General features: G+C 72.2%; 26 protein-coding genes and 4 tRNA genes. 19 read left to right on the forward strand and 11 right to left on the reverse strand.

Annotation, left to right across the window (positions count from 1 at the left end; translation table 11 throughout):
• Positions 1–331: 331 nt before the first annotated feature.
• Positions 332–1,357 (forward strand): LacI family DNA-binding transcriptional regulator, encoded by a 1,026-nt coding sequence (locus IOD14_RS14205; protein ID WP_212670408.1) that lies wholly within the window; start codon positions 332–334, stop codon positions 1,355–1,357.
• Between the two features lie 121 nt (positions 1,358–1,478).
• Here the strand turns inward: IOD14_RS14205 and IOD14_RS14210 are convergent, their stop codons facing one another.
• A complete protein-coding gene (locus IOD14_RS14210) occupies positions 1,479–2,270 on the reverse strand; it encodes a VOC family protein (protein ID WP_123994094.1) in 792 nt (263 codons plus the stop codon).
• A gap of 235 nt (positions 2,271–2,505) precedes the next feature.
• Here IOD14_RS14210 and IOD14_RS14215 point away from each other — a divergent pair, with 235 nt between their 5' ends.
• The 5 genes from IOD14_RS14215 (at position 2,506) to IOD14_RS14235 (ending at position 4,387) form a co-directional block, all read left to right on the forward strand.
• A complete protein-coding gene (locus IOD14_RS14215; protein ID WP_174269430.1) occupies positions 2,506–2,754 on the forward strand; it encodes a WhiB family transcriptional regulator in 249 nt (82 codons plus the stop codon).
• A 39-nt stretch (positions 2,755–2,793) separates the two neighbouring features.
• A tRNA-Gly gene (locus IOD14_RS14220) sits at positions 2,794–2,867 on the forward strand.
• Between the two features lie 10 nt (positions 2,868–2,877).
• Positions 2,878–2,949: transfer RNA gene (locus IOD14_RS14225), tRNA-Glu, on the forward strand.
• Between the two features lie 9 nt (positions 2,950–2,958).
• A tRNA-Ala gene (locus IOD14_RS14230) sits at positions 2,959–3,030 on the forward strand.
• Between the two features lie 28 nt (positions 3,031–3,058).
• A complete protein-coding gene (locus IOD14_RS14235) occupies positions 3,059–4,387 on the forward strand; it encodes an SDR family oxidoreductase (RefSeq protein ID WP_123994093.1) in 1,329 nt (442 codons plus the stop codon).
• A 69-nt stretch (positions 4,388–4,456) separates the two neighbouring features.
• Here the strand turns inward: IOD14_RS14235 and IOD14_RS14240 are convergent, their stop codons facing one another.
• Entirely contained in the window at positions 4,457–6,250 is a 1,794-nt protein-coding gene (locus IOD14_RS14240) for an AAA family ATPase (RefSeq protein WP_212670409.1), read from the reverse strand.
• Positions 6,251–7,654 carry a hypothetical protein gene (locus IOD14_RS14245; protein ID WP_212670410.1) on the reverse strand — a complete coding sequence of 468 codons (1,404 nt, stop codon included), beginning with the start codon at positions 7,652–7,654 and terminating at the stop codon, positions 6,251–6,253.
• Positions 7,655–7,743: 89 nt separating this feature from the next.
• On the opposite strand from IOD14_RS14245, the gene IOD14_RS14250 reads away from it, so the two are divergent.
• Positions 7,744–7,819, forward strand: a tRNA-Trp gene (locus IOD14_RS14250).
• Between the two features lie 245 nt (positions 7,820–8,064).
• On the opposite strand, the gene IOD14_RS14255 is transcribed toward IOD14_RS14250, so the two are convergent.
• The 4 genes from IOD14_RS14255 to IOD14_RS14270 form a co-directional block, all read right to left on the reverse strand.
• Positions 8,065–8,901, reverse strand: a complete 837-nt coding sequence (locus IOD14_RS14255) for a hypothetical protein (RefSeq protein WP_123994090.1) — start codon at positions 8,899–8,901, stop codon at positions 8,065–8,067.
• Between the two features lie 68 nt (positions 8,902–8,969).
• Positions 8,970–9,947: an acyl-ACP desaturase gene (locus tag IOD14_RS14260; protein WP_123994089.1), complete on the reverse strand. Its 978-nt coding sequence runs from the start codon at positions 9,945–9,947 to the stop codon at positions 8,970–8,972.
• Between the two features lie 207 nt (positions 9,948–10,154).
• Positions 10,155–10,931: a dimethylargininase gene (ddaH, locus tag IOD14_RS14265; RefSeq protein ID WP_212670411.1), complete on the reverse strand. Its 777-nt coding sequence runs from the start codon at positions 10,929–10,931 to the stop codon at positions 10,155–10,157.
• A 128-nt stretch (positions 10,932–11,059) separates the two neighbouring features.
• On the reverse strand, positions 11,060–11,494 hold the full coding sequence (locus IOD14_RS14270; RefSeq protein WP_212673269.1) for a DUF6194 family protein: 435 nt from the start codon (positions 11,492–11,494) through the stop codon (positions 11,060–11,062).
• A gap of 49 nt (positions 11,495–11,543) precedes the next feature.
• Between IOD14_RS14270 and IOD14_RS14275 the strand changes: the two genes are divergently transcribed.
• Positions 11,544–12,251 carry a MerR family transcriptional regulator gene (locus IOD14_RS14275; protein WP_123994087.1) on the forward strand — a complete coding sequence of 236 codons (708 nt, stop codon included), beginning with the start codon at positions 11,544–11,546 and terminating at the stop codon, positions 12,249–12,251.
• On the opposite strand, the gene IOD14_RS14280 is transcribed toward IOD14_RS14275, so the two are convergent.
• The gene (locus IOD14_RS14280; RefSeq protein WP_123994086.1) at positions 12,220–13,842 is read right to left on the reverse strand and encodes an ABC-F family ATP-binding cassette domain-containing protein; all 1,623 of its coding nucleotides are present in this window, start codon (positions 13,840–13,842) and stop codon (positions 12,220–12,222) included. The genes IOD14_RS14275 and IOD14_RS14280 overlap by 32 nt on opposite strands.
• A 285-nt stretch (positions 13,843–14,127) precedes the next feature.
• Here IOD14_RS14280 and IOD14_RS14285 point away from each other — a divergent pair, with 285 nt between their 5' ends.
• Positions 14,128–14,775: a GPP34 family phosphoprotein gene (locus tag IOD14_RS14285; protein WP_212670412.1), complete on the forward strand. Its 648-nt coding sequence runs from the start codon at positions 14,128–14,130 to the stop codon at positions 14,773–14,775.
• Between the two features lie 58 nt (positions 14,776–14,833).
• Positions 14,834–15,688: an isocitrate lyase/phosphoenolpyruvate mutase family protein gene (locus tag IOD14_RS14290; RefSeq protein WP_212670413.1), complete on the forward strand. Its 855-nt coding sequence runs from the start codon at positions 14,834–14,836 to the stop codon at positions 15,686–15,688.
• On the opposite strand, the gene IOD14_RS14295 is transcribed toward IOD14_RS14290, so the two are convergent.
• A complete protein-coding gene (locus tag IOD14_RS14295) occupies positions 15,682–16,098 on the reverse strand; it encodes an SsgA family sporulation/cell division regulator (protein WP_123994083.1) in 417 nt (138 codons plus the stop codon). The two genes, IOD14_RS14290 and IOD14_RS14295, sit on opposite strands and share 7 nt — an antisense overlap.
• A gap of 329 nt (positions 16,099–16,427) precedes the next feature.
• Between IOD14_RS14295 and IOD14_RS14300 the strand changes: the two genes are divergently transcribed.
• Complete coding sequence (locus tag IOD14_RS14300) at positions 16,428–17,453, forward strand: oxidoreductase (protein ID WP_212673270.1); 1,026 nt, start codon at positions 16,428–16,430, stop codon at positions 17,451–17,453.
• 50 nt (positions 17,454–17,503) lie between these two features.
• The gene (locus IOD14_RS14305; protein ID WP_123994082.1) at positions 17,504–17,833 is read left to right on the forward strand and encodes a plasmid stabilization protein; all 330 of its coding nucleotides are present in this window, start codon (positions 17,504–17,506) and stop codon (positions 17,831–17,833) included.
• 3 nt (positions 17,834–17,836) lie between these two features.
• On the opposite strand, the gene IOD14_RS14310 is transcribed toward IOD14_RS14305, so the two are convergent.
• A complete protein-coding gene (locus tag IOD14_RS14310) occupies positions 17,837–18,133 on the reverse strand; it encodes a YciI family protein (protein WP_212670414.1) in 297 nt (98 codons plus the stop codon).
• Between the two features lie 42 nt (positions 18,134–18,175).
• On the opposite strand from IOD14_RS14310, the gene IOD14_RS14315 reads away from it, so the two are divergent.
• Both IOD14_RS14315 and IOD14_RS14320 read left to right on the forward strand, forming a co-directional pair.
• Positions 18,176–18,865, forward strand: coding sequence for an endonuclease V (locus IOD14_RS14315; RefSeq protein ID WP_212670415.1), 690 nt, complete (start codon positions 18,176–18,178; stop codon positions 18,863–18,865).
• Positions 18,866–18,949: 84 nt separating this feature from the next.
• Entirely contained in the window at positions 18,950–19,108 is a 159-nt protein-coding gene (locus IOD14_RS14320; RefSeq protein WP_174269387.1) for a hypothetical protein, read from the forward strand.
• Between the two features lie 7 nt (positions 19,109–19,115).
• On the opposite strand, the gene IOD14_RS14325 is transcribed toward IOD14_RS14320, so the two are convergent.
• Positions 19,116–20,294, reverse strand: coding sequence for a saccharopine dehydrogenase NADP-binding domain-containing protein (locus IOD14_RS14325; protein WP_123994079.1), 1,179 nt, complete (start codon positions 20,292–20,294; stop codon positions 19,116–19,118).
• A gap of 92 nt (positions 20,295–20,386) precedes the next feature.
• Here IOD14_RS14325 and IOD14_RS14330 point away from each other — a divergent pair, with 92 nt between their 5' ends.
• The 5 genes from IOD14_RS14330 to IOD14_RS14350 all read left to right on the forward strand — a co-directional run bounded on the left by IOD14_RS14330 (position 20,387) and on the right by IOD14_RS14350 (position 26,646).
• On the forward strand, positions 20,387–20,767 hold the full coding sequence (locus tag IOD14_RS14330; RefSeq protein WP_212670416.1) for an MmcQ/YjbR family DNA-binding protein: 381 nt from the start codon (positions 20,387–20,389) through the stop codon (positions 20,765–20,767).
• Positions 20,768–20,875: 108 nt separating this feature from the next.
• Complete coding sequence (locus IOD14_RS14335; protein ID WP_123994077.1) at positions 20,876–22,039, forward strand: CaiB/BaiF CoA-transferase family protein; 1,164 nt, start codon at positions 20,876–20,878, stop codon at positions 22,037–22,039.
• A complete protein-coding gene (locus IOD14_RS14340) occupies positions 22,036–23,178 on the forward strand; it encodes an acyl-CoA dehydrogenase family protein (protein ID WP_123994076.1) in 1,143 nt (380 codons plus the stop codon). Before IOD14_RS14335 ends, IOD14_RS14340 begins: the two co-directional genes overlap by 4 nt.
• A gap of 21 nt (positions 23,179–23,199) precedes the next feature.
• Entirely contained in the window at positions 23,200–24,414 is a 1,215-nt protein-coding gene (locus IOD14_RS14345) for an acetyl-CoA C-acetyltransferase (RefSeq protein ID WP_123994075.1), read from the forward strand.
• Positions 24,415–24,456: 42 nt separating this feature from the next.
• Entirely contained in the window at positions 24,457–26,646 is a 2,190-nt protein-coding gene (locus tag IOD14_RS14350; protein WP_123994074.1) for a 3-hydroxyacyl-CoA dehydrogenase NAD-binding domain-containing protein, read from the forward strand.
• Positions 26,647–26,655 lie beyond the last annotated feature (9 nt).

Raw genomic sequence — 26,655 nt, forward strand, 5'->3', positions numbered from 1 at the left:
GTCCGTCGGTCGTCTGCGGCTGTCTGGCGGTGGGTGGCTGTCCGTCGGTCGTCTGCGGCTGTCTGTGGCGGTGGGTGGCTGTCCGTCGGTCGTCTGCGGCTGTCTGGCGGTGGGTGGCTGTCCGTCGGTCGTCCGCGGCCGTCTGCGACTGAGCGCGGCTTTCCCCCGACCGTCCGCGCCGTCCGCGACTGTGCGCACTCCCCGACCGTCCGCGCCCGTCCCCGACTGTGAGCAGCCGCGCGCGCCCACCCTGCCGTGCCGCGAGAGCGCTCTCACCGGGGCCTCGGCCGGGGCTATCCTGATCCGCACCCTGCCGACGAGGAGCCCCGAAGTGAGCGACACAGTGCCGCGCCCCACACTGGAGGCCGTGGCGGCCCGGGCCGGGGTGTCGCGGGCCACCGTGTCCCGGGTGGTGAACGGCGGGGACGGGGTCAGGGAGCCGCTCGTCGAGCGGGTGCGCAGGGCCGTCGAGGAACTCGGCTACGTGCCCAACCAGGCCGCCCGCAGTCTCGTCACCCGGCGCCACGACGCCGTCGCCGTGGTCGTGGCCGAGCCGGAGACCCGGGTGTTCGCGGACCCCTTCTTCGCCCTGCAACTCCGCGGAATCAGCAAGGAGTTGACCGCCCGCGACAATCAACTCGTCCTGCTGCTCACCGAGGGCCGCGACGACCACGCCCGCGTCGGACGCTACCTCGCCGGAGGCCATGTCGACGGTGCGCTCGTCTTCTCGCTGCACCTGGACGACCCGCTGCCCGGACTGATCCAACGGGCCGGTGTCCCCACCGTGTTCGGGGGACGGCCCGGCTGGAGCGACGGCACGACGGACGTGGTGTACGTCGACAGCGACAACCGGGGCGGTGCCCGCGAGGCCGTGCGGTATCTCGCCGACCGCGGGCGCACCCGGATCGCCCACATCACCGGCCCCCTCGACCAGACCTCCGCGGCGGACCGGCTGGACGGTTACCGGGATGTCATGGGCGACGCCGATCCGAAGCTCGTCGTGCGGGGCGACTTCACCCCGGCCGGCGGGGAGCGGGCCATGCGGGAACTGCTCGACCGGTGCCCGGACGTGGACGCCGTGTTCGCCGCCAACGACCTCACCGCTTCCGGCACCCTGCGTGTGCTGCGCGAGCGGGGGCGCCGGGTGCCCGAGGACGTGGCCGTGATCGGCTTCGACGACATGCTGCCGGTCGCCGAGCAGACCGAACCGCCGCTGACGACGGTCCGTCAGGACATCGAGGAGATGGGCCGGTTGATGGCCCGCCTGCTGCTGCGGGGCGTCGACCCCGACCCCGCGGGCGCCGCCCCGGCCGGTGTGGTCCTGCCCACCACGCTGGTGCGGCGCGCCTCGGCGTGACGCGCGCGTGTCGCCCCCGGGCGCCTGTCGTCCCCCAGGCCGTCTGCCGACGTGGGCCGCGTGTCGACGCGGGCCGTCCGTCGACCGCGGGACGCCTGTCGGCCCTAGGGCGCCCGTCGCCCTACGACCCCTGCGGCTCGCTCTTGATCACCGCGAAGCGGGCGCCGTAGGGGTCGGCCAGCTTGGCGATCCGGCCGACACCCGGCACGTCCGTGGCGGGCAGCCGGACGCTGCCGCCCAGCCGCTGGGCCTTCGCGACCGCCTCGTCGGTGTCCGCGACCTCGAAGTACGGCATCCAGTAGGCCCCCGCCTGAGCCTCCATCGGGTCGTCGGCGAGCGGGACGATGCCGCCGAACATGGCGTCCTCGTCCTGTCCGTCCGGCACGAGCGTCGTGTACGTGCCGCCGGGGAACTCGAGCCCGTAGGTCTCCAGGCCGAGCGCCGCGCGGTAGAAGTAGGCGGCCATCGGCAGGTCGGCGGTGTACAGCTCGACCCAGCACAGCGAGCCCGGTTCCTGGGTGACGTCCAGGCCCTTGTTCCGTCCGGGCTGCCAGATGCCGAAGGACACGCCCGCCTTGTCGGCGAGGATCGCCATGCGGCCCTGGTCCATCACGTCCATGGGCTGCATCAGCACCGCGCCGTGCGCCTGCTCGGCCGCCTTCGCGGTGGCGTCCGCGTCCGGGGTCTGGAAGTACACGGTCCAGGACGGCGGACCCTGCTCCGATGTGGTCTGCATGCCGCCCGCGGCGGTCCTGCCGGCGAGCTGGAAGAAGCCGTAACCGCCGGCTTCGGGCGGGCCCGGCTGGAACTCCCAGCCGAACAGGCCGCCGTAGAAGGTGGTGGCGCCGTCGATGTCGGGGGTGCCGAGGTCGAGCCAGTTCGGAGCGCCGGTGACATAACGGGTCGTGAGCATCGCTGCCCTCCTCTGAGGGGGTCCCGTTGCCTGCACTGCCGAGTCTTGCACCGTCCACTGACAATCGCTGCCGGGACGCCGAGACGGACCGGGCGACGGGGAGCGGGAACCGATTCCGCGCGCCGCCGTGCGCCTGGATGTCCGGAGGGGGACCATCAAGGCGGCCAGGGGCCTGAACGGCGCCGTTGATCCCGCGTTGATCGAACGTTTTTCGCCGCCCGGCACGATCTCCGGCATGCACATCGACACCATCACCCCGACCGACCCCGCCTGGCAGGCGCAGGCGTTGTGCGCGCAAACCGGGGCGGACTTCTTCTTTCCCGAGCCGGGCAGCTCGGTCCGTGAGGCGAAGCGCATCTGCGGCATGTGCGAGATGCGCCCGGCCTGTCTCGAGTACGCCCTGGCCAACGACGAACGCTTCGGCGTCTGGGGCGGCCTCTCCGAGAAGGAGCGGCTGGCGATCAGGCGGCTGGAAAACCGATGAGCCGACCGGCCGGGAGTGCGGCTAGGATCCCGGAGCGCACCCGGGCGTAGCGCAGAGGCAGGCGCACCGCCTTGCCAAGGCGAGACACATCGGTTCGAATCCGGTCCCCGGGCTGCGCTCACGGGCCCTGTGGAGCAGAGGCAGACTCGCCGCCTTCTCAGGGCGGATACGCCGGTTCGAATCCGGCCGGGGCCCATGGCACAGGGGTCGGTAGCGCAGAGGCAGGCGCACCTTCATCGCATGAAGGGAACGTCGGTTCGAATCCGACCCGGCCCACGGCAGGGCACGAACGGGGCGGGGACGCATGGGTGACGTGATCGACGAGGACGAGCTGGCCGCCTTCCACCGTACGGTCGGCAGACTGCGCGAGCTGCCCGTCGACGACCCCGTGCGACTGCGCGCCGAGCAGGTCGCCGCGTCCTTCGCCCGCGACGGACGGCTGCGGAGGCGCAAGGCGCGGGGCGCAGAGACCGCCGCCGCCGACGCCGGGGCGATGGCGGCCACCGCGACCGGCGCCCACGACCGGCGCGAGGACGCGCCGCTGGCCGTGCCGGGCGACGCGGGCGAGTTCCGCAAGCCGCGTAATTGCTATGTCTGCAAAACGCCCTATCGACAGGTCGACGGCTTCTACCACCGCCTGTGCCCCGGCTGCGCCGCCGACAACACGGCTCGCCGCGCGCTGAGCACCGACCTGGAGGGGCGCCGCGCGCTGCTCACCGGCGGCCGGGTCAAGATCGGCTTTCAGCTGGCCCTGATGATGCTCCGGGACGGTGCGGAACTGCTGGTGACCAGCCGCTTCCCGCACGACACCGTGCGCCGCTTCCGGGCCGAGCCGGGCAGCGGGCAGTGGCTCGACCGGCTGACCGTCATCGCGGTCGACCTGCGCGACCCGCGCCAGGTCCTGGGCCTGTGCGAGGAGCTGTGCCGGGAAGGCCGTCCCCTGGACATCCTCGTCAACAACGCCGCGCAGACGGTGCGCCGACCGCCCGAGTCGTACGCCCTCCTCGCCGCCCGCGAGCGCGACGCGCTGCCCGAAGGGGCACGGCGGGCGCCGGGCTTCACCTCGATGCGCATGCTGGAGGGCGGCGCCGCGTCCTTGCCCGCCGCGCTGCGCGAGGCCGACGAGGCCGGACTGCTGCCCGACCCGTCCCCGGAGAACTCCTGGTCGGCCCGGCTCGGCGCGCTCGACCCGGCCGAGGTCCTGGAGACCCAGCTCGTCAACGCGCTCGCCCCGGCGCTCCTGTGCGACCGGCTGCTGCCCCTGCTGCTCGCCTCCCCGCACCCGCGCCGGTACGTCATCAACGTGACGGCCGTCGAAGGGCGTTTCGCCGTCCGCAACAAGATGGCGGGCCATCCGCACACCAACATGGCCAAGGCCGCCCTCAACATGCTCACCCGCACCAGCGCCGCCGAACTCGCCGGACAGGGCGTGCACATGTGCGCGGTCGACACCGGCTGGATCACCGACGAGAACCCGGCACCGAAGAAGGAGCGCATGGCCCGCGCCGGGTTCCGTACACCGCTGGACGTCGTGGACGGGGCGGCACGGGTGTACGACCCGATCGTGCGCGGCGAGGCGGGCGACCCGGTGTCCGGGGTGTTCCTCAAGGACTACCGGGAGGCGGAGTGGTGAGGCCGTCGGCGCGCGAGGGCGCCGCGATGGCCGACGCACCGTCCCACGGCTTCTCGCGGCGCCCCGGCCTCACCGGCGCATCGACGTGAACACCTCGGTCCAGAACCGCTGTTGCTGTGCCGACGCGCCCACCAGATAGGTCGCCCGCAGCTTCGCCGGCAGCAGGGCGACGAGCCGGGTCACGGCGGCGCGGTGCTTTCTCAGCTGGGACAGCTCCGCGTTGGCGAGGATCTGGTGGACGACGTCGCTGTCGTCGCCGCCCTCCGAGGAGTGGTCGGCAGCCCGGCGCAGACGGGCCTCCCAGGCGTCGACCTCCCGCGCGAGCTCACGCAGACCGGTGACCGGGCGGCCCCGGAAGCGGTCGATCAGCGCGGTGAGCGGGACGGGGGCGTACTCGCCGTCGCCGAGATAGACCGTACCCATCTCCAGAGGCAGCCCGCGCCGGTGCAGCTTGATCAGCCGCTCCAGCGTGCGCTTGGTGATCCAGGCCCGCCCCTCGTCGTCGATGTCGTGCTTCCACCACTCCAGGACCGTCTCGGCGTCCGAGCCGTACCGGGCCAGCAGCCACTCGTTGGCCGGTATGTCCTCGGGCTCGACCAGGAGCGAGGCCGTGAACCGGGTCGCCTGCGCGATGTTGTTGCGCGCCACCAGCATCTTGCGGCCCAGGTGGTACGGCGGATTCTGCACCGCGATCTGCGCCCGCAGGTTCTCGATCCGGCGCCCGGCCAGCGACCACTCCTGCGTGATCTCCATCAGCTTGGCGAACGCCGCCTTGTCCTTGGGCCGGTTGTACTCGTCCCACACGATCGCCTTGGGCTCCGGCCCGGTGAACTTCGCTGCCAGCAGGTTGTCGAGGGTGCCGTCGGCCGACGGGATCGGGGCGCACAGGTCCTCGACGTTCGTCACCGGCAGCGAGTAGTACAGCGGCTCCCGGCCCAGCCCCGCCCGCACCGTCTCCCGCACGAGCTCCGTCTTGCCGCAGCCCGGCGGGCCCTGGAGCAGCACCGTCCAGCGGCACCGCAGCGCGGCCCGCACGACCTGCCGCACCGGGTCCGGGATCGTGGTGGGGTTGGGCACGCCGAGCGACGCGGCGATGCGGTCCAGGATCTCCGCGGTTCGGTTCTGCCCGGGTCCGCCGTCCCGGCCCGGCTCGGCGAGCCGCAGCCGCTCCCCGTCGACCAGCGGCAGGCCCCAGCGCAGCGGGAAGCCCTCGCGCGCGTTCGCCAGGACGTGGTCGAGGGTGCGCGGGGACAGCAGCTCGCGCAGGGCGGGGGAGAGCGACGCCCACAGCGAGAACACCGGACGCAGGTCCCACGGGCGGTACTTGGCCGCCAGATGCCGCCGCCACGAGGTGTCGTTCGCCGTGATCCGCAGCGTCACCATGCGGTCCAGCAGGGCGAGATCGCTGCGCCGGGCCGAGGTCTCGGCCAGCGACTCGTTGTCCGTGAGGAACACGCCGACGCAGCCCAGGGCGCGCAGATCGTGCTCCCCGAGCGTCCAGTTGCAGGCGATCTGCATCAGCTGCGACTGGATCGTCTCGCCCGCCTGCAGGGAGTCGTCGACGAGCAGCACGAACGGCCGCCCCGGCTTCAGCTGGCTCATCACCAGCTGGCGCAGGACCAGTTCACCGGTGTGCGGGTCGCGCACCGGGGCGTTGACCAGCAGGTCGTCCGGTGTGAGGTTCGCCGCGGGGACGTACACCAGCGTCGCCTTCGGGTACGCCCGGGCGAGGTGCGAGAAGAACGTCGCCGTCTTGCCGATGCCGTGCTCGCCGAAGATCTGCCCCGTCTGCTCCATGTCGATCATCGCGTCGATGAAGGACTCCAGGCGCGAGGTCGTCAACTGCTCGGTTTCCGTGGTCATTTACCGCGATCCTGTGATGACGCGATGGCAGTCCATCGCCGGGGTGTGCGTCTCGGGCCACTCACTGCCGCCCTCGGTGATCAGCCAGATCCATTTGTCCGGCTCGGCGGGCGTGATGGGCGGGGCGTGTCCGTCGGTGAGCACCACGACGGCGTCCGGGGTGACGTCGAAGCGCCGCCCGGCCGCCTCCGTACGGCCCTCCACATAGTCGGCGACCACCTGGAAGCTCGTGCCGCCACCGCCGTGGACCCGCTCGCCGGGCCTGAACGGCATCACCACGGCGTCGAAGGACAGCCAGTGCGCCTCGACCCCGTCGATCTGCCCCACGAGCCGGGTGAGCCACTCGACGACGTGGTCCGGCATGGAGCCGGAGGTGTCGTACGCGACGACGAGCACCTTCTCGCGGACCGGGCCGCGCCGCGAGAGCATCGGGTCCTGGCCGAGGGCCGCGAGCAGCGCGCCCCGCTTCTTCGGGTACACCAGCCGCTCGCCGTCGCGCAGTCTGGAGCCGAGCACGTCCACGAGCCAGCGCTGCCACCAGTCGACGGTACGCGTGCGCGTGGTCTCGCCGCGCAGGGCGCCCGCGCCCAGGCTGCCCCAGATCCGCGAGGCCCGGGTGTTGCCGTCCTCGGTGCGACCCATCAGGTCGAGCAGTTCGCGCTCCGCGCCGGTGTGCCCCCGCCTGGCCGCCAGCAGGGAGTTGAGCAGCGCCGAGGAGACGACGGTGTCGACGGTCTCCTGGTCGGCAGGGACGCCTCCCTCCCGCAGGTGCACGCACAGCCGCCGCTCCGGGACGGGCGGGTTGCGCATGCGCTTCAGCTCGCCGTGCACCCGCATGTCCGTCTCGGTGAACGTCTCGTACGGCACCGGCTCCAGGCCCTGTTCCGTCAGGTCCAGGACGTAGGCGTCGTGGACGCCGCGCGGATCGACACCCGTCAGGCGGCCGTCCAGGAGGGGCAGTCGGGTCCGGCCCAGCCGGACCAGCGCCACATGGTTGACGGACACCTCGCAGGCCAGCTCGAACACCGGGTCCGCGCGCAGGTCGGGGTCGGTGAACAGGTGTCGCTGCACGAGGTGCCGGGCCTCGTGGAACAGCACGAACTTGACCCCGTCCAGGCCGAGGCCGACGAAGAAGTCCGGGTTGTACAGCAGCAGGCAGGAGCCGTCGCCGGAGGCCACCACGGCCGCGGTGTCGACCGCGGTCGTCGGGATCTGGTGCCGGCACTTGGCGTACAACCAGGACGCCACCGCCGACTCGGTCAGCCCGAAGTCGAGCAGCGCGGCCTCCTTCAGCCGCCGTGCCTCCTCGACCACCCCCGGGTCGGCCGGGCGGTACCGCTCCAGCGCCCGGCGGTCGGCCAGGTCGACCACCGGGACACGCCGCCCCCGCTCCCCGTACGCCATGTTGAGCCCCCCGTACCGAAATCCCCCGTGCCTCATTGGTAGCAGCGCCCACTGACAACGGGCCAACGCATTACGCTCGGGGACCAAGGGCGGGGCCGTAGCGCAGAGGCAGGCGCACCGGTCTCCAAAACCAGAACACGCTGGTTCGAATCCAGCCGCCCCGCCCCCTCTCCCGCGGCCCCGCCCCCTCTCCCGCCGCCCCGGCCCCCCGTGTCCAGCCGCCCTGCCCCCTGCCGGCCGCCTCGGCCCCGTTTCCAGCCGGCGCCCGCCTCTCCCGGCGCCCGCCTCTCCCGGCGCCCCGCCGCCCCGTTTCGTGGCGCCCCCACCCGCTGCTTCCCGCGCCTCGCTCCCTTTCGCGGCGCCGCGCCCCCACTTCTCCCCGCGCCCCGCCGCCCCTCTCCCCGCCGGAGTCAGGCGATCGCGCCCGCCGTCATGATCAGCTCCGGTGCCGTGCCGTGGAACGTGTCGAGGAGCTGTGCCAGCACCGCCCAGGCCTCCTCGCGGTCGCCCAGGTGGGCGTGCACGAGGGGGCGCAGGGCGTCCTCGGCGGCGCGTACGCGCGCGGGAAACAGCGCGGGACCCAGGGACAGCACCTTCAGCACGTGCGCGGCGGGCCCGTGGGCCCTCGCGTAGTCACCGGGGCCGGACAGGACACCCGCCTGCCGGACGCGGTGGGCGAACTTGGGGTGGCTGCCGAACTGCGCGCGCAGTTCTGGCGGGCAGTCCGGGCGCACCGACAGGGCCCAGCGGGCGTAGCCGGGCAGGGGCCGCTCACGGTCGGCCGCGGTGACGGTCCGCCAGTCGTCGTGTCCCAGCACCATGGACGCGGCGCTTCTGGCCGGCCCCATGGCGGTGGCGGCCCGCAACGCGCCGACGAGCCCCCGTGCCACGACGGACTGGGGCACCGGGGGTTCTTCCGCGCGCTTGCGCAGGGCGATGTCCACGGACACCGGGCCCTTTCGGCCGGGCCCGAACGGCACGCCCCGCAGCACCGCCCGCCGGAGCGGCTCGTCGGCCGAACCGTGCCCGTACACCACCGCGTTGAGCTCGGGGTCGTCCTGCTCCAGGATCCACACCAGCACGGAGGAGGGGACCGGGGTCAGTCTCAGGACGGCGCAGGCCACCCGGCGTCGGTTCGCGCCAGGTGGCGGTGCGCCGATCCGCCGCCGTATCCGTGCGGCGCAGTCGGCGTCGATCAGGTCCAGCAGAAAGCCGACGGCCCGCTGATCCATGCTGCTGTCATGCATGGCCGCATGATGACGCAGGCGGCAGGCGGGCCGCACCGGATATACGGCGGGCCGGGCAGGGCAGGGGGTCAGGCCTGCGCGCGAGCCGCCATGCGGGCCTTGCGCGCCGCGAGCTTCTCGTCGAACTTCAGGGCCTCCGCGTCCAGGCCGCCCATGTACAGACCGAGTTCGTCCTGCGCCTTCTGGCCTTCGGGGCCGAGGCCGTCGATCTCCATGACCTTCAGGAAGCGCAGGACGGGCTGGAGCACGTCGTCGTGGTGGATGCGCATGTTGTAGATCTCGCCGATCGCCATCTGCGCGGCGGCCCGCTCGAAGCCGGGCATGCCGTGGCCGGGCATCCGGAAGTTCACGATGACATCGCGCACGGCCATCATCGTCAGGTCCGGCGCCAGCTCGAAGGCCGCCTTGAGCAGGTTCCGGTAGAAGACCATGTGCAGGTTCTCGTCGGTGGCGATGCGCGCCAGCATGCGGTCGCAGACCGGGTCGCCGGACTGGTGGCCGGTGTTGCGGTGCGAGACGCGGGTGGCGAGCTCCTGGAAGGAGACGTAGGCCACCGAGTGCAGCATCGAGTGACGGTTGTCCGACTCGAAGCCCTCGCTCATGTGGGCCATCCGGAACTGCTCCAGCTTGTCCGGGTCCACCGCGCGGGAGGCGAGCAGGTAGTCGCGCATCACGATGCCGTGCCGGCCCTCCTCGGCGGTCCAGCGGTGCACCCAGGTGCCCCAGGCGCCGTCACGGCCGAAGAGGGAGGCGATCTCGTGGTGGTAGCTGGGCAGGTTGTCCTCGGTGAGGAGGTTCACCACCAGGGCGATCCGGCCGATCTCGGTGACCTTGGACTGCCCCTTCTCCCAGGCCTCGCCGTCCTCGAAGAAACCGGGGAAGTTGCGGGCGTCGCCCCACGGCACGTACTCGTGCGGCATCCAGTCCTTGGTGACCTTGAGATGCCGGTTGAGCTCCTTCTCGACCACTTCCTCCAGCGCGTACAGCAGTCGCGCGTCGGTCCAGGCGGAGGACGGGCTGCCGAGGTGAGGGGAAGTGATCGTCACAGGTACTCCAGGGGGACGCGGCGATTGTGGTGGGAGGGAGCGGCGAGCGGCGCCGGGAACCTACGGAATCGTAGGCTACGAAACCGTAGGTTACGAGACCGTAGGTTAAGGGCGCTGTAAACATCCCTGATCAGCAGTGTTCCCCGAACATGACGAGTACCCCGGAAGCGCAGGTCCAAGGGGCGTCGGCATGATGCGCTCACCGACTCAGGCGTACAGCTCCCGCAGTCGCACTGAGAGGCAAGTCACACAGCCCTCGAGCTTCTCGAACTCGCTGATGTCCACCACGACCGGTTCGAATCCGAGGTCGGCGTACAGCTCCGCGGTCTTCGGCGCGCTCGCGGCCATGAGCAGCTGAGGGCCGCCGAGCAGGACCACGTGGGCGCCGGCCTCCTCGGGCACGGACAGGAAGCGCGGGAAGAGCGCGGGCCGGTCCACCTTGGGGATGTGCCCGACGACGGTCCCGTCGGGCAGTGCGGTGACCGCGGACTTCAGATGCAGCACCTTGCTCACCGGTACGGCGACGACCCGGGCCCCGAGCGGTTCGAAGGCGGCCCGCAGCTGCTGGATGCCGGCCGCGTTGGTCCGCCCGCTCCGGCCGACGTAGATCGTGTCGCCGATCTTCAGCACATCGCCGCCGTCCAGGGTGCCCGGGTCCCAGATCCAGTTCACCGAGCAGCCCAGGCGCGCCACGGCCTCCTCGACGCCGGTGGTCTCCTCGCGCCGGGACTCGGCGCCGGAGCGGGCGATCAGGGCGACGTTCTTGTACATGACGACGGTGTCCTCGACGAACACCGAGTCCGGGCAGTCGTCCTCCGGGTCCACCTCGACGGTCTCCCAGCCGTGCGCGCGCAGGGCCTCGACGTACGCCTCCCACTGTTCGAGGGCGAGGTCGACGTCGACCTTCTCCCGCTCGACGTGCGTCACCAGGCCTTCGGCGAGGCGCGGGCTGGGGCGGCGGACGAGGGCCTTCTTGCTGGGCACGAGGGAACTCCGTATCGGCGGGACAGGGGCGGCGCCCGTGAGGGGGCCGGTCAGCCATCATGCAGCGCCGGTCCGTGTCGACAAAACCCCCTCAGTCAGGCTGTGGCCCTCCTGAGACGCGCCACTCCTCACGCGTGCCGCCGCGCCGCACGCGCGCGTGCCGCCTCATGGGCCTCACGCAGCAGTCGTACGACGGTCCCGGTGGTCCTCTCGCCGGGGTTCACGACACAGATCCAGCCCTGGGCGCCGTGGAGCGGGTGCGGCAGCACCACGTCCGCCGCCGCGAGGTCGTGCTCCTCGCCGACCAGGCCCGCCACCGCCGTACGGCCGACCTGGACGTTGACCCGCCGGCGGCCCGGCGGATCCAGGTCGGAGGCGGTGTCGGCGGGGTAGTTCTTGGTGACGACCGTCCCGTACGGCTGGGTCGCGCGGGGCATCCTGCCGTCGGGGGCGTAGTAGAAGAACGCGTCGCCCCACGCGATCTCGGGCGCGTCCCCGCCCGGCTCCGGGACGACCACGAGGGCTCCGTCGAAGCCGCGTACGGTCGCGATGATCTGCTCCATACTCATGGTTCAAGCGTGACCTTCAAGTGCTCGTGTGGGGTTGGGGCCGATGCGGACCGTCGAAGTCGCCGGACAGTGCGGGTACTCGGTGCAGCAGGTGCGCGACCTGGAGCGGCTGGGAGTGATCCCGCCGGCCGAACGCGAGGCCAATGGCTACCGCTCCTACACCGCGACCCATGTGCACGCGCTGCGCGCGTACCGGGGACTGGCCGAGGCGGCCGGTCCGGTCGAGGCCCGGCGACTGCTCGCCGAACTGCGGACGGGGACGACCGTGGAGGCCGCCGCGGCGGTCGACGAGATCCACGCACGGCTCGCGCGGGAACGCGCGGAGGTGCTGCGTGCCCAGCGGGCGCTCGACTGCGTCCGGGCCGAGGAGGACGGTCAGGACGACGACTTCATGACCATCACGCAGCTCGCCGAAGCCCTCGGCGTACGGTCCTCCACCCTGCGGTTCTGGGAGGAGGAGGGGCTGGTCCGCCCGGAACGGGTGACCACTCTGCGGGCGCGCCGCTACGGCCCGCCGGCGATCAGGGCGGCGCGTGTCGTCGTCGCCCTGCGCGCCGGCGGGTACGGCATCCCGGTCGTGCGGGAGGTGATGAGCTCCCTGGACGGCCTCGACGGGCCCGAGGAGGCCCGGCGCATCCTGCGGGGACGGCTCGACCGGATCGCCGCCCGGAGCGTGGCACTGCTCCGGGCGGGCGCGGACCTGGCGGCCGTCGTGGACGCTACGCCGGGAACTCCAGGGCCTGTGCGGTGACCTCCCGCAGCTCGCCGTCCAGCATCAGCCAGCGCGTGATGCCGATCGACTCCAGGAACGGCAGGTCGTGACTGGCCACGACCAGCGCGCCCTCGTAGGACTCCAGGGCCGAGGTCAGCTGCCGCACGCTCGCCATGTCGAGATTGTTCGTCGGCTCGTCGAGCATGAGCAGCTGGGGTGCGGGCTCCGCCAGCATCAGCGCGGCCAGGGCCGCACGGAAGCGTTCGCCGCCGGACAGCGTCGACGCCTGCTGGTCGGCCCGGGCGCCCCGGAACAGGAAGCGGGCGAGACGGGCCCGCACCCGGTTGTTGGTGGCGCCCGGCGCGAACCGGGCCACGTTCTCGGCGACCGACAGCCCGTCGTCGAGGACGTCGAGGCGCTGGGGCAGGAAGCGGAGCGGCACATGAGCCGTCGCCTCGCCCGACACCGGCTCCAGCTCCCCGGCGATCGTCCGCAGCAGCGTCGTCTTGCCCGAGCCGTTGCGCCCGATCAGCGCGACCCGCTCCGGCCCCCGCAGGTCGAGACCGCCCTTCACCCGTGCCCCGTGGGCGAGTTCCAGATCCATGAGGGTCAGGACCGTACGGCCCGCGGGCACCGCCGTGTACGGCAGGTCGACGCGGATCTCGTCGTCGTCCCGTACGGCCTCCACCGCCTCGTCGAGCCGGTCCTTGGCCTCGGCGAGCCGCTCCTCGTGCATGATGCGGTGCTTGCCCGCGGAGACCTGGGCCGCGCGGCTCTTCAGCTTCATGACGGCCCGCGGCTCCCGCTTGGTGTCGTACATCTTCTGGGCGTAGCGCCGGCGATGGGCCAACTTGACCTGCGCGTCCACCAGTTCGCGTTTCTGCCTGCGCAGGTCGGACTCGGCGACCCGCACCATCCGCTCGGCCGCCTCCTGTTCGACGGCGAGGGACTCCTCGTAGGCGGAGAAGTTGCCGCCGTACCAGGTGACCTCCCCGGAGCGCAGATCGGCGATCTGGTCGACCAGGTCGAGGAGTTCGCGGTCGTGGCTGACCACGACCATCACCCCCGGCCAGGCGGCGACGGCCGCGTACAGCCGCCTGCGGGCGTACAGGTCGAGGTTGTTGGTCGGTTCGTCGAGGAGCAGGACGTCCGGGCGGCGCAGCAGCAGGGCGGCCAGCCGCAGCAGCACCGACTCACCGCCCGAGACCTCGCCGATCCCGCGGTCCAGCCCGATGTGGCCGAGCCCGAGTTCGCCGAGGGTGGCCAGGGCCCGCTCCTCCACGTCCCAGTCGTCGCCGACCGTCTCGAAGTGCTCCTCGGCCACGTCGCCCGCCTCGATGGCGTGCAGGGCGGCGCGCTGAGCCGAGATGCCGAGTGCCTCGTCGACCCGCAGGCCGGTGTCGAGCGTGACGTTCTGCGGGAGGTGACCGACCTCGCCCGCGACACGCACCGTGCCGTCGGCCGGGGTGAGTTCACCGGCGATCAGCTTCAACAGGGTGGACTTTCCTGACCCGTTGACACCGACGAGACCGGTCCGGCCGGGGCCGAAGGCGATGTCGAGGCCCTCGAAGACGGGGGTGCCGTCGGGCCAGGAGAAGGCGAGTGAGGTGCAGGTGAGGGAAGTAGACATACGAGTCTCCGCGGTTGCTCGAAGCGAGAAGGGGCAAACGCGTATCGAGACACCCGCGACCACGGGAGACGAGGGGGAGGACCGGAGGGCACGGACAGGGCCCTGCTCATCGGAACGGCTCGTGTGCCGAGGTCGCACGCAGCGCACACACCTCAGGTGTGTGACACGGTGTCTCAAGACCTCAGACGAGCAACGTCCTACTCCGATCGACGGCAACAGAAGCGTTCTACACCGTACGAGGCGGCCGCAGGGCTGTCAACGAGTTAATGCTCCTCAGGAGGCTCCGTGCCCGACGCCCCGCTCTCCCTGCCGGCCCATCTCTACCTGCTGGCCTGGGACACCTCGAAGTCCGAGACCACCGGCGCCGCCCAGCTGCCCCAGCTGGTCCGGGCCGGAGCCCTCACCGAGCTGGCCCGGCGCGGGCTGCTCCTCGACGAGGACGGCATCGCCACGCCGGTCGACATGGACGCCGAGAGCGGCGACCCCGTCCTGGACGGACTCCTCGAACTGGTCCGCGAGTCCCGGCCGCACCGCTGGCGCGGCTGGGTGACACCCCACACCCGGATCACCCTGGACGCCGTACGGGAGCACCTCACGGCGGGCGGACAGCTGCGCGCACACAAGAGGCGGGCCCTCGGGCTGTTCCCCACGGTGGACTACGACCTCGCCCGCCCGGCCGCCGTGCAGGCACTCCAGGAGCAGGCCCGGCAGATCCTGCGGGGACCCGTGCCGGCCGTGGACGTCTCCGAGCGGGACGCGGCCCTCTTCGCGCTCGCCGCGGCGGCCGAACTGCGCACCCTGCTGCTGGGCGGAGAACATCACGAGGCACGCGTCGAGGAGCTCGTCCGGCGCAGCGGACCGGTGGCGCCGGTGCTGCGGGAGCTCGTCCACGGGGTGCGCGGGGCGGTGGCCTCGGTCGCGGCACGCGCCTGAACGTCGGCGTCGGATTCCTGCCGGCAAGGCCGCGGGGGCCGGTGGTTGGGTGAGGCGCATGACGAACCCGGACACGCTCCACGACCGCGCCCTCGCCTTCCGTTCCCTGCACGTCCCCGGCACCCCGCTGGTGCTGCCGAACGCCTGGGACCCCGCGAGCGCCCTCATCGTCGCGGAGGCGGGTGCCGCCGCCGTGGCCACCACGAGCGCCGGGCTCTCCTGGGCACTGGGTGCGGCGGACGGCGACCGTCTGGACCGGGAGCGGGCCCTGGGCGCCGTGGCGCGGATCGCCGCCGTGGTGGACGTGCCGGTCAGCGCGGACATCGAGACCGGATACGCGCGGGACGCGGCGGGCGTCGCCGACACCGTACGGGCGGTGCTGGCGGCGGGCGCGGTCGGGGTGAACCTCGAGGACGCCCTGTACGGGGAGGCCGGGCGGGCCGACGGAGGCGAACCGCTGCGCGCGGTCGCCGAGCAGGCCGAGCGGATCGCCGCGGCCCGGGAGGCCGCCGACGCGGCGGGCGTGCCCTTGTTCATCAACGCCCGTATCGACACGTTCCTGCGCGGGGCCGGGGGAGTCGACCTCACCCTGGAGCGGGCCGCCGCCTTCCTCGCGGCGGGCGCGGACGGGATCTTCGTCCCCGGGGCCGTCGACCCGGGGACCGTCGAGCTCCTCGTCGACGGCGTCGACGCTCCGCTGAACGTCCTGGCCGGACCCGGCGCCCCGTCCGTCGCCGAGCTGGCCGCACTCGGCGTGGCGCGCGTCAGCGCGGGTTCGAGCATCGCCCAGGCCGCACACGCCCTGGTCCGCCGTGCCGCGCGGGAGCTGCTGGACGCGGGGACCTACGACGCGCTGGCCGACGGGCTCGACCACGGCGAGCTCAACACCCTTGTCGGGGGCCCGCGTCAGTAGGCGTCGCGCATCAGCTCGGCGAGGTCGTGGTCGAGGTCCAGCTGAAGGTGCTCGAGACCGGTCGGCACGAGGTCGTTCGTCGCCTCCAGGAAGCGGCGCAGCTCGCCCGTGCGCACATGCACGACGGCGGTGCCCTCGGGGGCGTGGAACTCGAGAACGGTGCGGTCGTAGCCGTACGGCCGCACCCGGACGTCACCGTGTCCGTCGGGTTCGTGCAGGCCGGTGGTGAGCAGTTCGCGGCTGAAGGTCCAGCAGACCTCGACGCCCTCCAGGGTGGCCGGGGCGGGGAAGGTCATGCGGATGGCGAACGGATCGCAACGGTCGTAGTGCAGTGTGGCGGGAATGCTCGGCATCCGCGGTGCCGCGGCGACGAGACGGGCCTCTACGGGCTGCTCGATGACGGTGGACAACGCCTTGCTCCCTTGTGACGGCTGGTTGGGCTTCCGGGTGGGACGGGCAATGGAAGAGACGACGGAATGAGCCAATCCGTGTACACGAAAGTCGAGTGACCTCTGTCACCGTCTTCATGCACTGGTGTGATCCAGTCCTCCTCCCGTGCCCCGAGAGCCACTTGTGGCGAACCGCGCACCACCCGGCGGACGGCCGAGGGCATCTGGACCGGGACCCGGCGCGTGGACTAGCTTCGCCCGCCATGAGGCGCTTGGGGAACACGCGAGACAAGAGACGTAAGGGCCTGACGATCCGGGCCGTCGCCGCGGGAGCGGCCTGTGCGGCGGCGCTGGCCGCCCTGACCGCCGTACCGGCCGAGGCACATGATCCGGACGGCCGCACTCCGCACTGGGAGCTCAAGGACAGCGGTACCCCCGAGGTGCGCTTCCGCGGACTTTCGGCCATCAGCCGGGACACCGCCTGGCTCGCCGGCACCCAGGGCACCGTGCTGCGCACCACGGACGGCGGGGCGAGCTGGCGAAACGTCTCGCCGCCCGGTGCCGGCGAACTCCAGTTCCGGGACGTCGAGGCCTTCGACGCGCGCCGGGCGGTGGTGCTGGCCATCGGGGAGGGCGAGGCGTCCCGCGTGTACCGCACCGAGGACGGCGGCAGGACCTGGACCGAGTCCTTCCGCAACACCGACGCCAAGGCCTTCTACGACTGCCTCACCTTCTTCGACCACCGCCACGGCCTCGCCATGAGCGACCCGGTGGACGGCAGGTTCCGCATCCTGTCGACCTCCGACGGCGGCCGCTCCTGGAAGGTGCTGCCGAACAAGGGCATGCCGGCCGCGCTGGAGGGCGAGGCGGGCTTCGCGGCGAGCGGGCAGTGCCTGGTCAGCTCGGGCCCGCGGGACGTCTGGCTCGCCACCGGCGGCGGCGCACGCGCGCGTGTCCTGCACTCCGCCGACCGGGGCCTGACCTGGACGGCCTCCGACACACCGATCCCGGGAGGCGCCTCGGCCAAGGGCGTCTTCGCCCTGGCCTTCCGCGACCGCGCGCACGGACTGGCGGTCGGCGGCGACTACAACCCCGACCAGGCCTCCCCGCGCGCGGGCGCCCGTACGACCGACGCGGGCCGCACCTGGCAGCCCGCCGCCACGCCGCCGGCCGGCTACCGCTCCGGCGTCGCCTGGCTCCCGCACAGCCGCACCGCCGCCCTCGCGGTCGGACCCACCGGCACGGACCTCACCCGGGACGGCGGCCGGACCTGGCGGACGGTGGACACCGGCTCCTACGACACCGTGGACTGCACGGTCGACGGCGGCTGCTGGGCGGCCGGGGAGAAGGGACGGGTGGCTCGTCTGGAGCAATGAGCGGCGAAATGCGGGTACCCGGTCGCCGACGGCGAAAGGAGTGATCCCCCATGCCAGCCGGTTCGAGCTCCAAGCGCGAACGCCAGTACGAGCACATCAAGAAGAGCGCCCAGGACCGGGGCGAGAGCACCGGACGGGCCGAGGAGATCGCGGCACGGACGGTCAACAAGGAACGCGCCCGGTCCGGGGAGTCCAGGACCGCGAGCCGCACCTCGACCCAGGACATGTCGTCCGGCAAACGAGGTGGGCAGCGGTCCGGCAAGGGCTCCGGGGGCCCGACCTACGACCAGCTCTACGAGGAGGCCCGACGAAAGGGCGTCAAGGGCCGTTCCGACATGAACAAGAGCCAGCTCCAGCGCGCCCTGGGCGGCAAGAGCTGACCCTCAGCCGAGGGTCTCGCGGTACTTCTCCAGCGCGGGGGCCGTCTTCGTCGCGGCGAACTCGGTGACGCGGTACGCGCACACCCCGGCCGTGACGAAGGGGTCGCCCGCGACGATCGCCTGGATCCGCGCGCGGTCCTCCGCGACGGCGATGATGATCCCGCCGTCGCGGGGGTCCTTGCGCCCGGACGCGAGGAAGACGCCGTCGGCGTACTGCTCGTCCAGCCAGCCGACATGCGCCGGCAGCACGGCGTCCACGGCGTCGAGCGGGGCGGTGTAGGTCAGTTCCAGTACGAACATGATCGCGAGCCTACGCCGCCGCGCCGTACGCTCGTGCCCACGATGACGACAGTGGACATTCCCGCGGGCTGGCCCGCGACCGAGGAGCAGGCCCGTGCGGTCCAGGACGGGCTGCGGGCGAGGACCGTCCTCGACGAGCCCGGCCCGCCGCCCGGCACCGGCCGGGTCACCGGGGTCGACGTGGCCTACGACGACGAACGGGACGTCGTCGCGGCCGCGGCCGTGGTGCTGGACGCGGCGACGAACGAGGTCGTGGCCGAGGCGACGGCCGTGGGCCGGATCTCCTTCCCGTACGTCCCGGGCCTGCTCGCCTTCCGCGAGATCCCCACCGTCCTCGCCGCCCTCGACTCCCTGCCGTGTCCGCCCGGCCTGGTGGTCTGCGACGGCTACGGCCTCGCCCACCCCCGCCGCTTCGGCCTCGCGAGCCACCTCGGCGTCCTCACCGGCCTGCCGACGATCGGGGTCGCCAAGAACCCCTTCACCTTCACGTACGACGATCCCGGCGCCCGCCGCGGGGCGTGGACGCCGCTGCTGGCGGGCGCGGAGGAGGTCGGCCGGGCCCTGCGCACGCGGGACGCGGTCAAGCCGGTCTTCGTCTCCGTCGGCCACCGCGTGAGCCTCGACAACGCCTGCGCCCACACCCTCGCGCTCACACCGGCGTACCGCCTTCCGGAGACGACGCGCAGGGCGGACGCGCTGTGCCGGCGGGCGCTAAGGGAGGCGACCTCCTGACCGTGCCCGGCAGGGGTACTGAGTACGCCGTCTGAGTATCTGTACGGATGTGCGTGCCCCGGTGCGCTCGGCAGGCTGTTCCGCATGACGACGCACCGCATGACCCAGCGTTCCCCCAAGCCCCTCGCCGACCCGAACCGGCCCGTCGAGCGCGCCGTGACCGCGGCGCTGGTCCTCGGCGTGCTCGCGGGGCTCGGCTGGATCGTGGGGATGATCTACACGGTGGCGGGCTGGTCCTTCTGACGCCGGTTCATCGGGCCGAGGCCACGCGGAAGGTGATCCCGGCCCGCCGCAGCCGTTCGATCAGCGCGTCGCCCATCGCCACCGCCGTCGTGACCTGACCTGAGGTCTCCGGGAGCTCGTCGAAGGCCAGGCAGAGCGCCGACTCGGCGAACATCTTCGCCGTCTCGTCGTATCCGGGGTCGCCGCCCGCGACCTCGGTGAACACCCGTCGGCCGCCGCCCTGGCCGACGAAGCGCACGGAGAACCAGCTCTTCGCCCGCTTCTCGGGACTCGGCCCGTCACCCGGCCTGACCCGGCCGGACAGCCAGCGCCGCGCAGGCGGCAGCTGGGCCGCCGCGAACAGCGCGCCCACGGCCGCCACCCCGCCCACGGCGACCGGCAACCGCCGTACGGCCGCGTAGTGGCGGTAGCGGAAGTCGGGTCCGTAGCGCTCCAGGACCTTCGCGGAGCGGCGGACGATCTGTGCGTCGATGGTCGGCAGCGGCAGGGCCCAGGCACCGACCTCCGGGGCGTAGCGCGGGGTGCCGGTCGGTGCGGAGGCACGCCTCCCCACGAGCCGCGGCTCGTGTCGGCCGCGGTCCCGCGCGGCGGCGACCATCTGTCGGCCACGGGCGAACTGGTTGAGTGCCGAGGCGAACGTGCCGCCCGAGAACATGGCGTCCGCGGTCACGAAGCCGTCGACGGTCAGCGGCACGCCCTCCGGCAGCTGCCGGACCGTGAAGTACGCCCCCAGGTCGTGCGGGATCGAGTCGAAGCCGCACGCGTGCACCAGGCGTGCGCCCGTCTCACGCGCGCGTGCGTCGTGCCGGACGTACATCAGGTCCACGAACTCCGGCTCGCCGGAGAGGTCGAGATAGTCCGTCCCCGCGTCCGCGCACGCGGCGACGAGTTCCTCGCCGTACGTCAGATAGGGGCCGACCGTGGTGGCGAGCACGCGCGCGTGCCCGGCGAGGGCGCGCAGCGACTCCGGGTCCGAGACGTCGGCCGTGAGCACCCCGACCTCGGTGCCTTCGGGCAGCCGCTCGCGCAGCGCCCGGAGCTTGTCCTCGCTGCGGCCGGCGATGGCCCAGCGCAGCTCGTCCGGACCGTGGGTGGCGAGGTACTCCGCGGTGAGCGCCCCCGCGAAGCTCGTGGCTCCGAAGAGCACGATGTCGTAGGGACGGTCCGACTTTTTCAGCCTGCTCATGACACTCCTGGATCCCGCCGCACGCGCCGTTGTCGGTGGCCGAGGCTAGCGTGAGGAGTGCGGAGCCCGACGACGAGCCCGGAGGTGGGACGGTGGCCGTGCCCAGGAACACCTTGAAGAAGTGGGAGAAAGTGCGCGAGTTCGCCCTCGCGCTGCCGGGTGCCGCCGAGGAGTTCCCCTGGGGCGAGACCGTCGTCAAGGTCGACAAGAAGGTGTTCGTCTTCCTGGGTGTGAGCGACGGCAGTCACCCGATGGGCGTCACCGTCAAACTCAAGGACGCCGAGGCCCACGCCCACGCCCTCACCGCTCCGGGGGCCGAACCCGCCGGGTACGGCCTCGGCAAGGCCGGCTGGGTGCGTGTCCCCCTGGCGGAGCGGGGCGCCCCGGCGGCGGAGCTGCTGTGCGACTGGGTCGAGGAGAGCTGTCGCGCGATCGCGCCGAAACGGCTGGCGGCGGAGCTCGATGAGCGGTGACCGCCCCATAATTGGCTAAGCGCTTGCTCGCTCAGGTCTTGTGTCCAGTGGAACGCGTTCTTAGCATCACTGGTGTTACATCAGTTGTGTCACGCCGATGGGGGCTGGATGACAACGGCAACGACGCCCGGGCCCGGCCCGCTCGCAGGCGTGCGCGTGGTCGAGCTGGCCGGCATAGGGCCCGGCCCGTTCGCCGCCATGCTCCTCGCCGACCTGGGCGCCGACGTCGTCCATGTCTCCCGCCCCGGCGGTTCCGCCCTCTCGATCGACCCCGCCTACGACATCACCAACCGCAACAAGCGCTCGGTCGTCGTCGACCTCAAGGCACCCGAGGGACCCGCCCGCGTGCTCGACCTCGCCGCCCGCGCCGACATCCTCATCGAGGGCAACCGCCCCGGGGTCGCCGAGCGCCTCGGAGTCGGCCCCGAGGACTGCCACGCGCGCAACCCCGCCCTCGTCTACGGCCGGATGACCGGCTGGGGCCAGGAGGGGCCGCTGGCCCAGCGCGCCGGGCACGACATCGCGTACATCGCCCTCACCGGCACCCTCGGCATGATCGGCGAACCGGGCCGCCCCCCGGCCGTCCCCGCCAACCTCCTCGGCGACTACGCGGGCGGCTCCCTCTACCTCGTCGTCGGCGTCCTCGCCGCCCTCCACCACGCGCGCGCGACCGGCACCGGCCAGGTCGTCGACGCCGCCATCGTCGACGGCACCTCCCACCTCGCCGCGATGCTGCACGGCATGACCGCGGCCGGCGGCTGGCAGGACCGGCGCGGCGCCAACCTCCTCGACGGCGGCTGCCCGTACTACGGCACCTACGAGACCGCCGACGGCGGGTACATGGCGGTGGGCGCCCTTGAGCCGCAGTTCTACGCCCTGTTCCTCGAGCTGCTCGGCCTGACGGACTTCGCGGACGCCCGCAAGGACTGGACCCGCTGGGGCGAGCTGCGCGAGGCGGTCGCGGCCCGCTTCCGGAGCCGTACGAGAGACGAATGGGCGGCCGTCTTCGAGGGCACCGACGCGTGCGTGGCACCCGTGCTGTCGCTGCGCGAGGCCCCGCACCACCCGCACCTCGCCGCCCGCGGCACCTTCACCGACCACGGCGGCATCACCCAGCCGGCCCCCGCCCCCCGCTTCTCCGCGACCCCCACGGCCGTCCGCACCGGGCCCGCCAGGGCCGGCGCCGACACCGCGGACGTGGCGCGCGACTGGGACGTACCGGATCTCCTGAAAGGCCCGCACGAAGGGCCCCGCATGAAAGGCCCCGAATGAAGCGGCAGCTCTTCGTCCCCGAGCACGACGCGTTCCGCGAGACCGTGCGCGCCTTCCTGGCCAGGGAGGTCCTGCCGCACTACGAGCAGTGGGAGAAGGACGGCATCGTCTCCCGCGACGCGTGGCGCGCGGCCGGCAAGCAGGGGCTCCTCGGACTCGCCGTGCCCGAGGAGTTCGGGGGCGGCGGCACCGCCGACTTCCGCTACGCCACCGTCCTGGCCGAGGAGTTCACGCGCGCGGGCACCCCCGGACTCGCCCTGGGCCTGCACAACGACGTCATCGGCCCGTACCTCACCGGCCTCGCCACCGAGGAGCAGAAGCGCCGCTGGCTGCCCGGCTTCTGCGACGGCTCCCTGATCACCGCCGTCGCCATGACCGAACCCGGCGCGGGCTCCGACCTCCAGGGCATCCGCACGCACGCGGAGGACCGGGGCGACCACTGGCTGCTGAACGGCTCCAAGACGTTCATCTCCAACGGGATCCTCGCCGACCTGGTGATCGTCGTCGCGAGGACCACACCGGAGGGCGGGGCCCGCGGACTGTCCCTGCTCGTCGTCGAGCGCGGCATGGAGGGCTTCGAGCGCGGCCGCAACCTCGACAAGATCGGCCAGAAGGCGCAGGACACCGCCGAGCTGTTCTTCCACGACGTGCGCGTGCCCAAGGAGAACCTCCTCGGCGAGCGCGACGGCGCCTTCGGGCACCTGATGACCAACCTCGCCCAGGAGCGCCTGAGCATCGCCGTCTCCGCGATCGCCGCTGCCGAACACCTCCTGGAGATCACCACCGAGTACGTCAAGGAGCGCGAGGCCTTCGGGCGGCCGCTCGCCACCAAGCAGCACATCCGGTTCGAGATAGCCGAGATGGCCACGGAGTGCGCCGTCACGCGGACCTTCGTCGACCGCTGCGTCGAGGAGCACAGCGACGGCGGACTGGACGCCGTCCACGCCTCCATGGCCAAGTGGTGGGCGACCGAGCTCCAGAAGCGGGTCGCGGACCGCTGCCTGCAACTGCACGGCGGCTACGGCTACATGAGCGAACACCCGGTCGCCAAGGCCTTCACGGACGGCCGGATCCAGACCATCTACGGCGGCACGACCGAGATCATGAAAGAGATCATCGGCCGTTCCCTGCTGAGCTGACCCTCATTGAAAGGCTTCCTCGTGAGCACCGAAGCGTACGTGTACGACGCGATCCGCACCCCGCGCGGCCGCGGCAAGGCGAACGGCGCCCTGCACGGCACCAAGCCCATCGACCTGGTCGTCGGACTCATCCACGAGATCCGCGCCCGCTTCCCGGACCTGGACCCGGCGGCGGTCGACGACATCGTGCTCGGCGTCGTCGGCCCGGTCGGAGACCAGGGCTCCGACATCGCCCGGATCGCCGCCGTGGCCGCCGGACTGCCGGACACGGTCGCCGGCGTCCAGGAGAACCGCTTCTGTGCGTCCGGACTGGAGGCCGTCAACATGGCCGCCGCCAAGGTGCGTTCGGGCTGGGAGGACCTGGTCCTCGCGGGCGGCGTCGAGTCGATGTCCCGGGTCCCGATGGCCTCCGACGGCGGAGCCTGGTTCAACGACCCGATGACCAACCTGGCCGTCAACTTCGTACCGCAGGGCATCGGCGCCGACCTGATCGCCACGATCGAGGGATTCTCCCGCCGGGACGTCGACGAGTACGCGGCGCTGTCGCAGGAGCGCGCGGCCACCGCCTGGAAGGAGGGCCGCTTCGACCGCTCGGTCGTTCCCGTGAAGGACCGGGCCGGTCTGACCGTCCTCGACCACGACGAGCACCTGCGCCCCGGCACCACCGCCGACTCCCTGGGCAAGCTCAAGCCGTCCTTCGCGGACATCGGCGACCTGGGCGGCTTCGACGCCGTGGCCCTGCAGAAGTACCACTGGGTCGAGAGGATCGACCACGTCCACCACGCGGGCAACTCCTCCGGCATCGTGGACGGCGCCTCCCTGGTCGCGATCGGCTCCAAGGAGGTCGGTGAGCGCTACGGCCTGCGTCCCCGCGCGCGGATCGTCTCCGCCGCCGTCTCCGGCTCCGAGCCGACGATCATGCTCACCGGCCCCGCTCCGGCCACCCGCAAGGCGCTCGCCAAGGCCGGCCTGACCATCGACGACATCGACCTCGTCGAGATCAACGAGGCCTTCGCGGCCGTCGTCCTGCGCTTCGTCAAGGACATGGGCCTCACGCTGGACAAGGTCAACGTCAACGGCGGCGCGATCGCGCTCGGCCACCCGCTCGGGGCCACCGGCGCGATGATCCTCGGCAGCCTCATCGACGAACTGGAGCGCCAGGACAAGCGGTACGGCCTCGCGACGCTCTGTGTGGGCGGCGGCATGGGCATCGCCACCATCGTCGAGCGCATCTGACCCCCTCCCACGGATACGACGGATCACACGGAGCACTTCCACATGAGCACTCAGTCCACGACCATCCGCTGGGAACAGGACCGCACCGGCCTCGTCACCCTCGTCATCGACGACCCGAACCAGTCCGCGAACACCATGAACCAGGCGTTCCGCGACTCCCTCGCGGTGATCACCGACCGCCTGGAGGCCGAGAAGGACACCATTCGCGGTGTCATCATCACCTCCGCCAAGAAGACCTTCTTCGCCGGCGGCGACCTGCGCGACCTCATCCGGGTCACGCCCGGGACCGCGCAGGAGCTCTTCGACGGCGGCCTCGCGATCAAGCGCAACCTGCGCCGCATCGAGACCCTCGGCAAGCCGGTGGTCGCCGCGATCAACGGCGCGGCCCTGGGCGGCGGTTACGAGATCGCCCTGGCCTGCCACCACCGCATCGCCCTGGACGCGCCCGGCTCCAAGATCGGCTGCCCCGAGGTCACGCTCGGCCTCCTCCCCGGAGGCGGCGGAGTCGTCCGTACGGTCCGCCTCCTCGGCATCGCCGACGCCCTGCTGAAGGTCCTGCTCCAGGGCACGCAGTACGCCCCGCAGCAGGCCCTGCAGAACGGCCTGGTCGACGACGTGGCCACCACGCAGGACGAACTCCTCGCCAAGGCCCGCGCGTTCATCGAGGCCAACCCCGAGTCCCAGCAGCCCTGGGACAGGCCCGGCTACCGCATCCCCGGCGGCACGCCCGCCCACCCGAAGTTCGCGGCGAACCTGCCCGCCTTCCCGGCGAACCTCCGCAAGCAGACCAACGGCGCGCCCTACCCGGCCCCGCGCAACATCCTCGCGGCCGCGGTGGAGGGCGCCCAGGTCGACTTCGAGACCGCGCAGGTCATCGAGGCGCGCTACTTCGTCGAGCTGGCCGCGGGCCAGACGTCCAAGAACATGATCCAGGCGTTTTTCTTCGACCTCCAGGCGGTGAACTCCGGCGCGAACCGGCCCAAGGGCGTTACACCGCGGCAGGTCCGCAAGGTGGCCGTGCTCGGCGCCGGGATGATGGGCGCGGGCATCGCGTACTCGTGCGCCCGCGCGGGCATCGACGTGGTCCTGAAGGACGTGTCGCCGCAGGCGGCGGCCAAGGGCAAGGCCTACTCGGAGAAGCTCTGCGCGAAGGCGGTCTCCCGGGGCCGTACGACCCAGGAGAAGGCGCAGGCCCTCCTGGCCCGCATCACGCCCACGGCGGATCCCCAGGACCTGGCCGGCTGCGACGCCGTCATCGAGGCCGTCTTCGAGGACACGTCGCTCAAGCACAAGGTCTTCCAGGAGATCCAGCACATCGTCGAGCCGGACGCGCTGCTGTGCTCCAACACCTCGACGCTGCCGATCACCGCGCTCGCCGAGGGCGTGGAGCGCCAGAGCGACTTCATCGGCCTGCACTTCTTCTCACCGGTCGACAAGATGCCGCTGGTCGAGATCATCAAGGGGGAGAGGACGGGCGAGGAGGCGCTGGCCCGCGCCTTCGACCTGGTCCGTCAGATCAAGAAGACGCCGATCGTCGTGAACGACTCGCGGGGCTTCTTCACCTCCCGCGTGATCGGCCACTTCCTCAACGAGGGCGTGGCGATGGTCGGCGAGGGCATCGAGCCCGCCTCGATCGAACAGGCGGCGGCGCAGGCGGGCTACCCGGCGAAGGTCCTCTCCCTGATGGACGAACTGACGCTGACGCTCCCGCGCAAGATCCGCAAGGAGACCCGGCAGGCGGTGGAGGAAGCGGGCGGCACCTGGACGCCCCACCCCGCGGAGGCGGTCATCGACCGCATGGTCGACGAGTTCGGGCGCACCGGCCGCAGCGGCGGCGGGGGGTTCTACGACTACGGCGACGACGGCAAGCGGATCGGCCTCTGGCCGGGCCTGCGCGAGCACTTCACGCGCGTGGGCGGGGAGGCCGCGAGGACAGTGCCCTTCGAGGACATGCAGGAACGCATGCTCTTCTCCGAGGCCCTGGACACGGTCAGGCTTCTGGAGGAGGGCGTCCTGACCTCCGTCGCCGACGCCAACATCGGCTCCGTCTTCGGCATCGGATTCCCCGGCTGGACGGGCGGCGTCCTGCAGTACATCAACGGCTACGAGGGCGGCCTCCCCGGCTTCGTGGCCCGCGCGAACGAACTGGCGGCCCGCTACGGCGACCGCTTCACGCCTCCCGCCCTGCTGGTGGAGAAGGCGGAGAAGGGGGAGCGGTTCAGCGACGAGTGAGCGGCACGC

The organism is Streptomyces sp. A2-16 (assembly GCF_018128905.1).
Classification (GTDB): domain Bacteria; phylum Actinomycetota; class Actinomycetes; order Streptomycetales; family Streptomycetaceae; genus Streptomyces.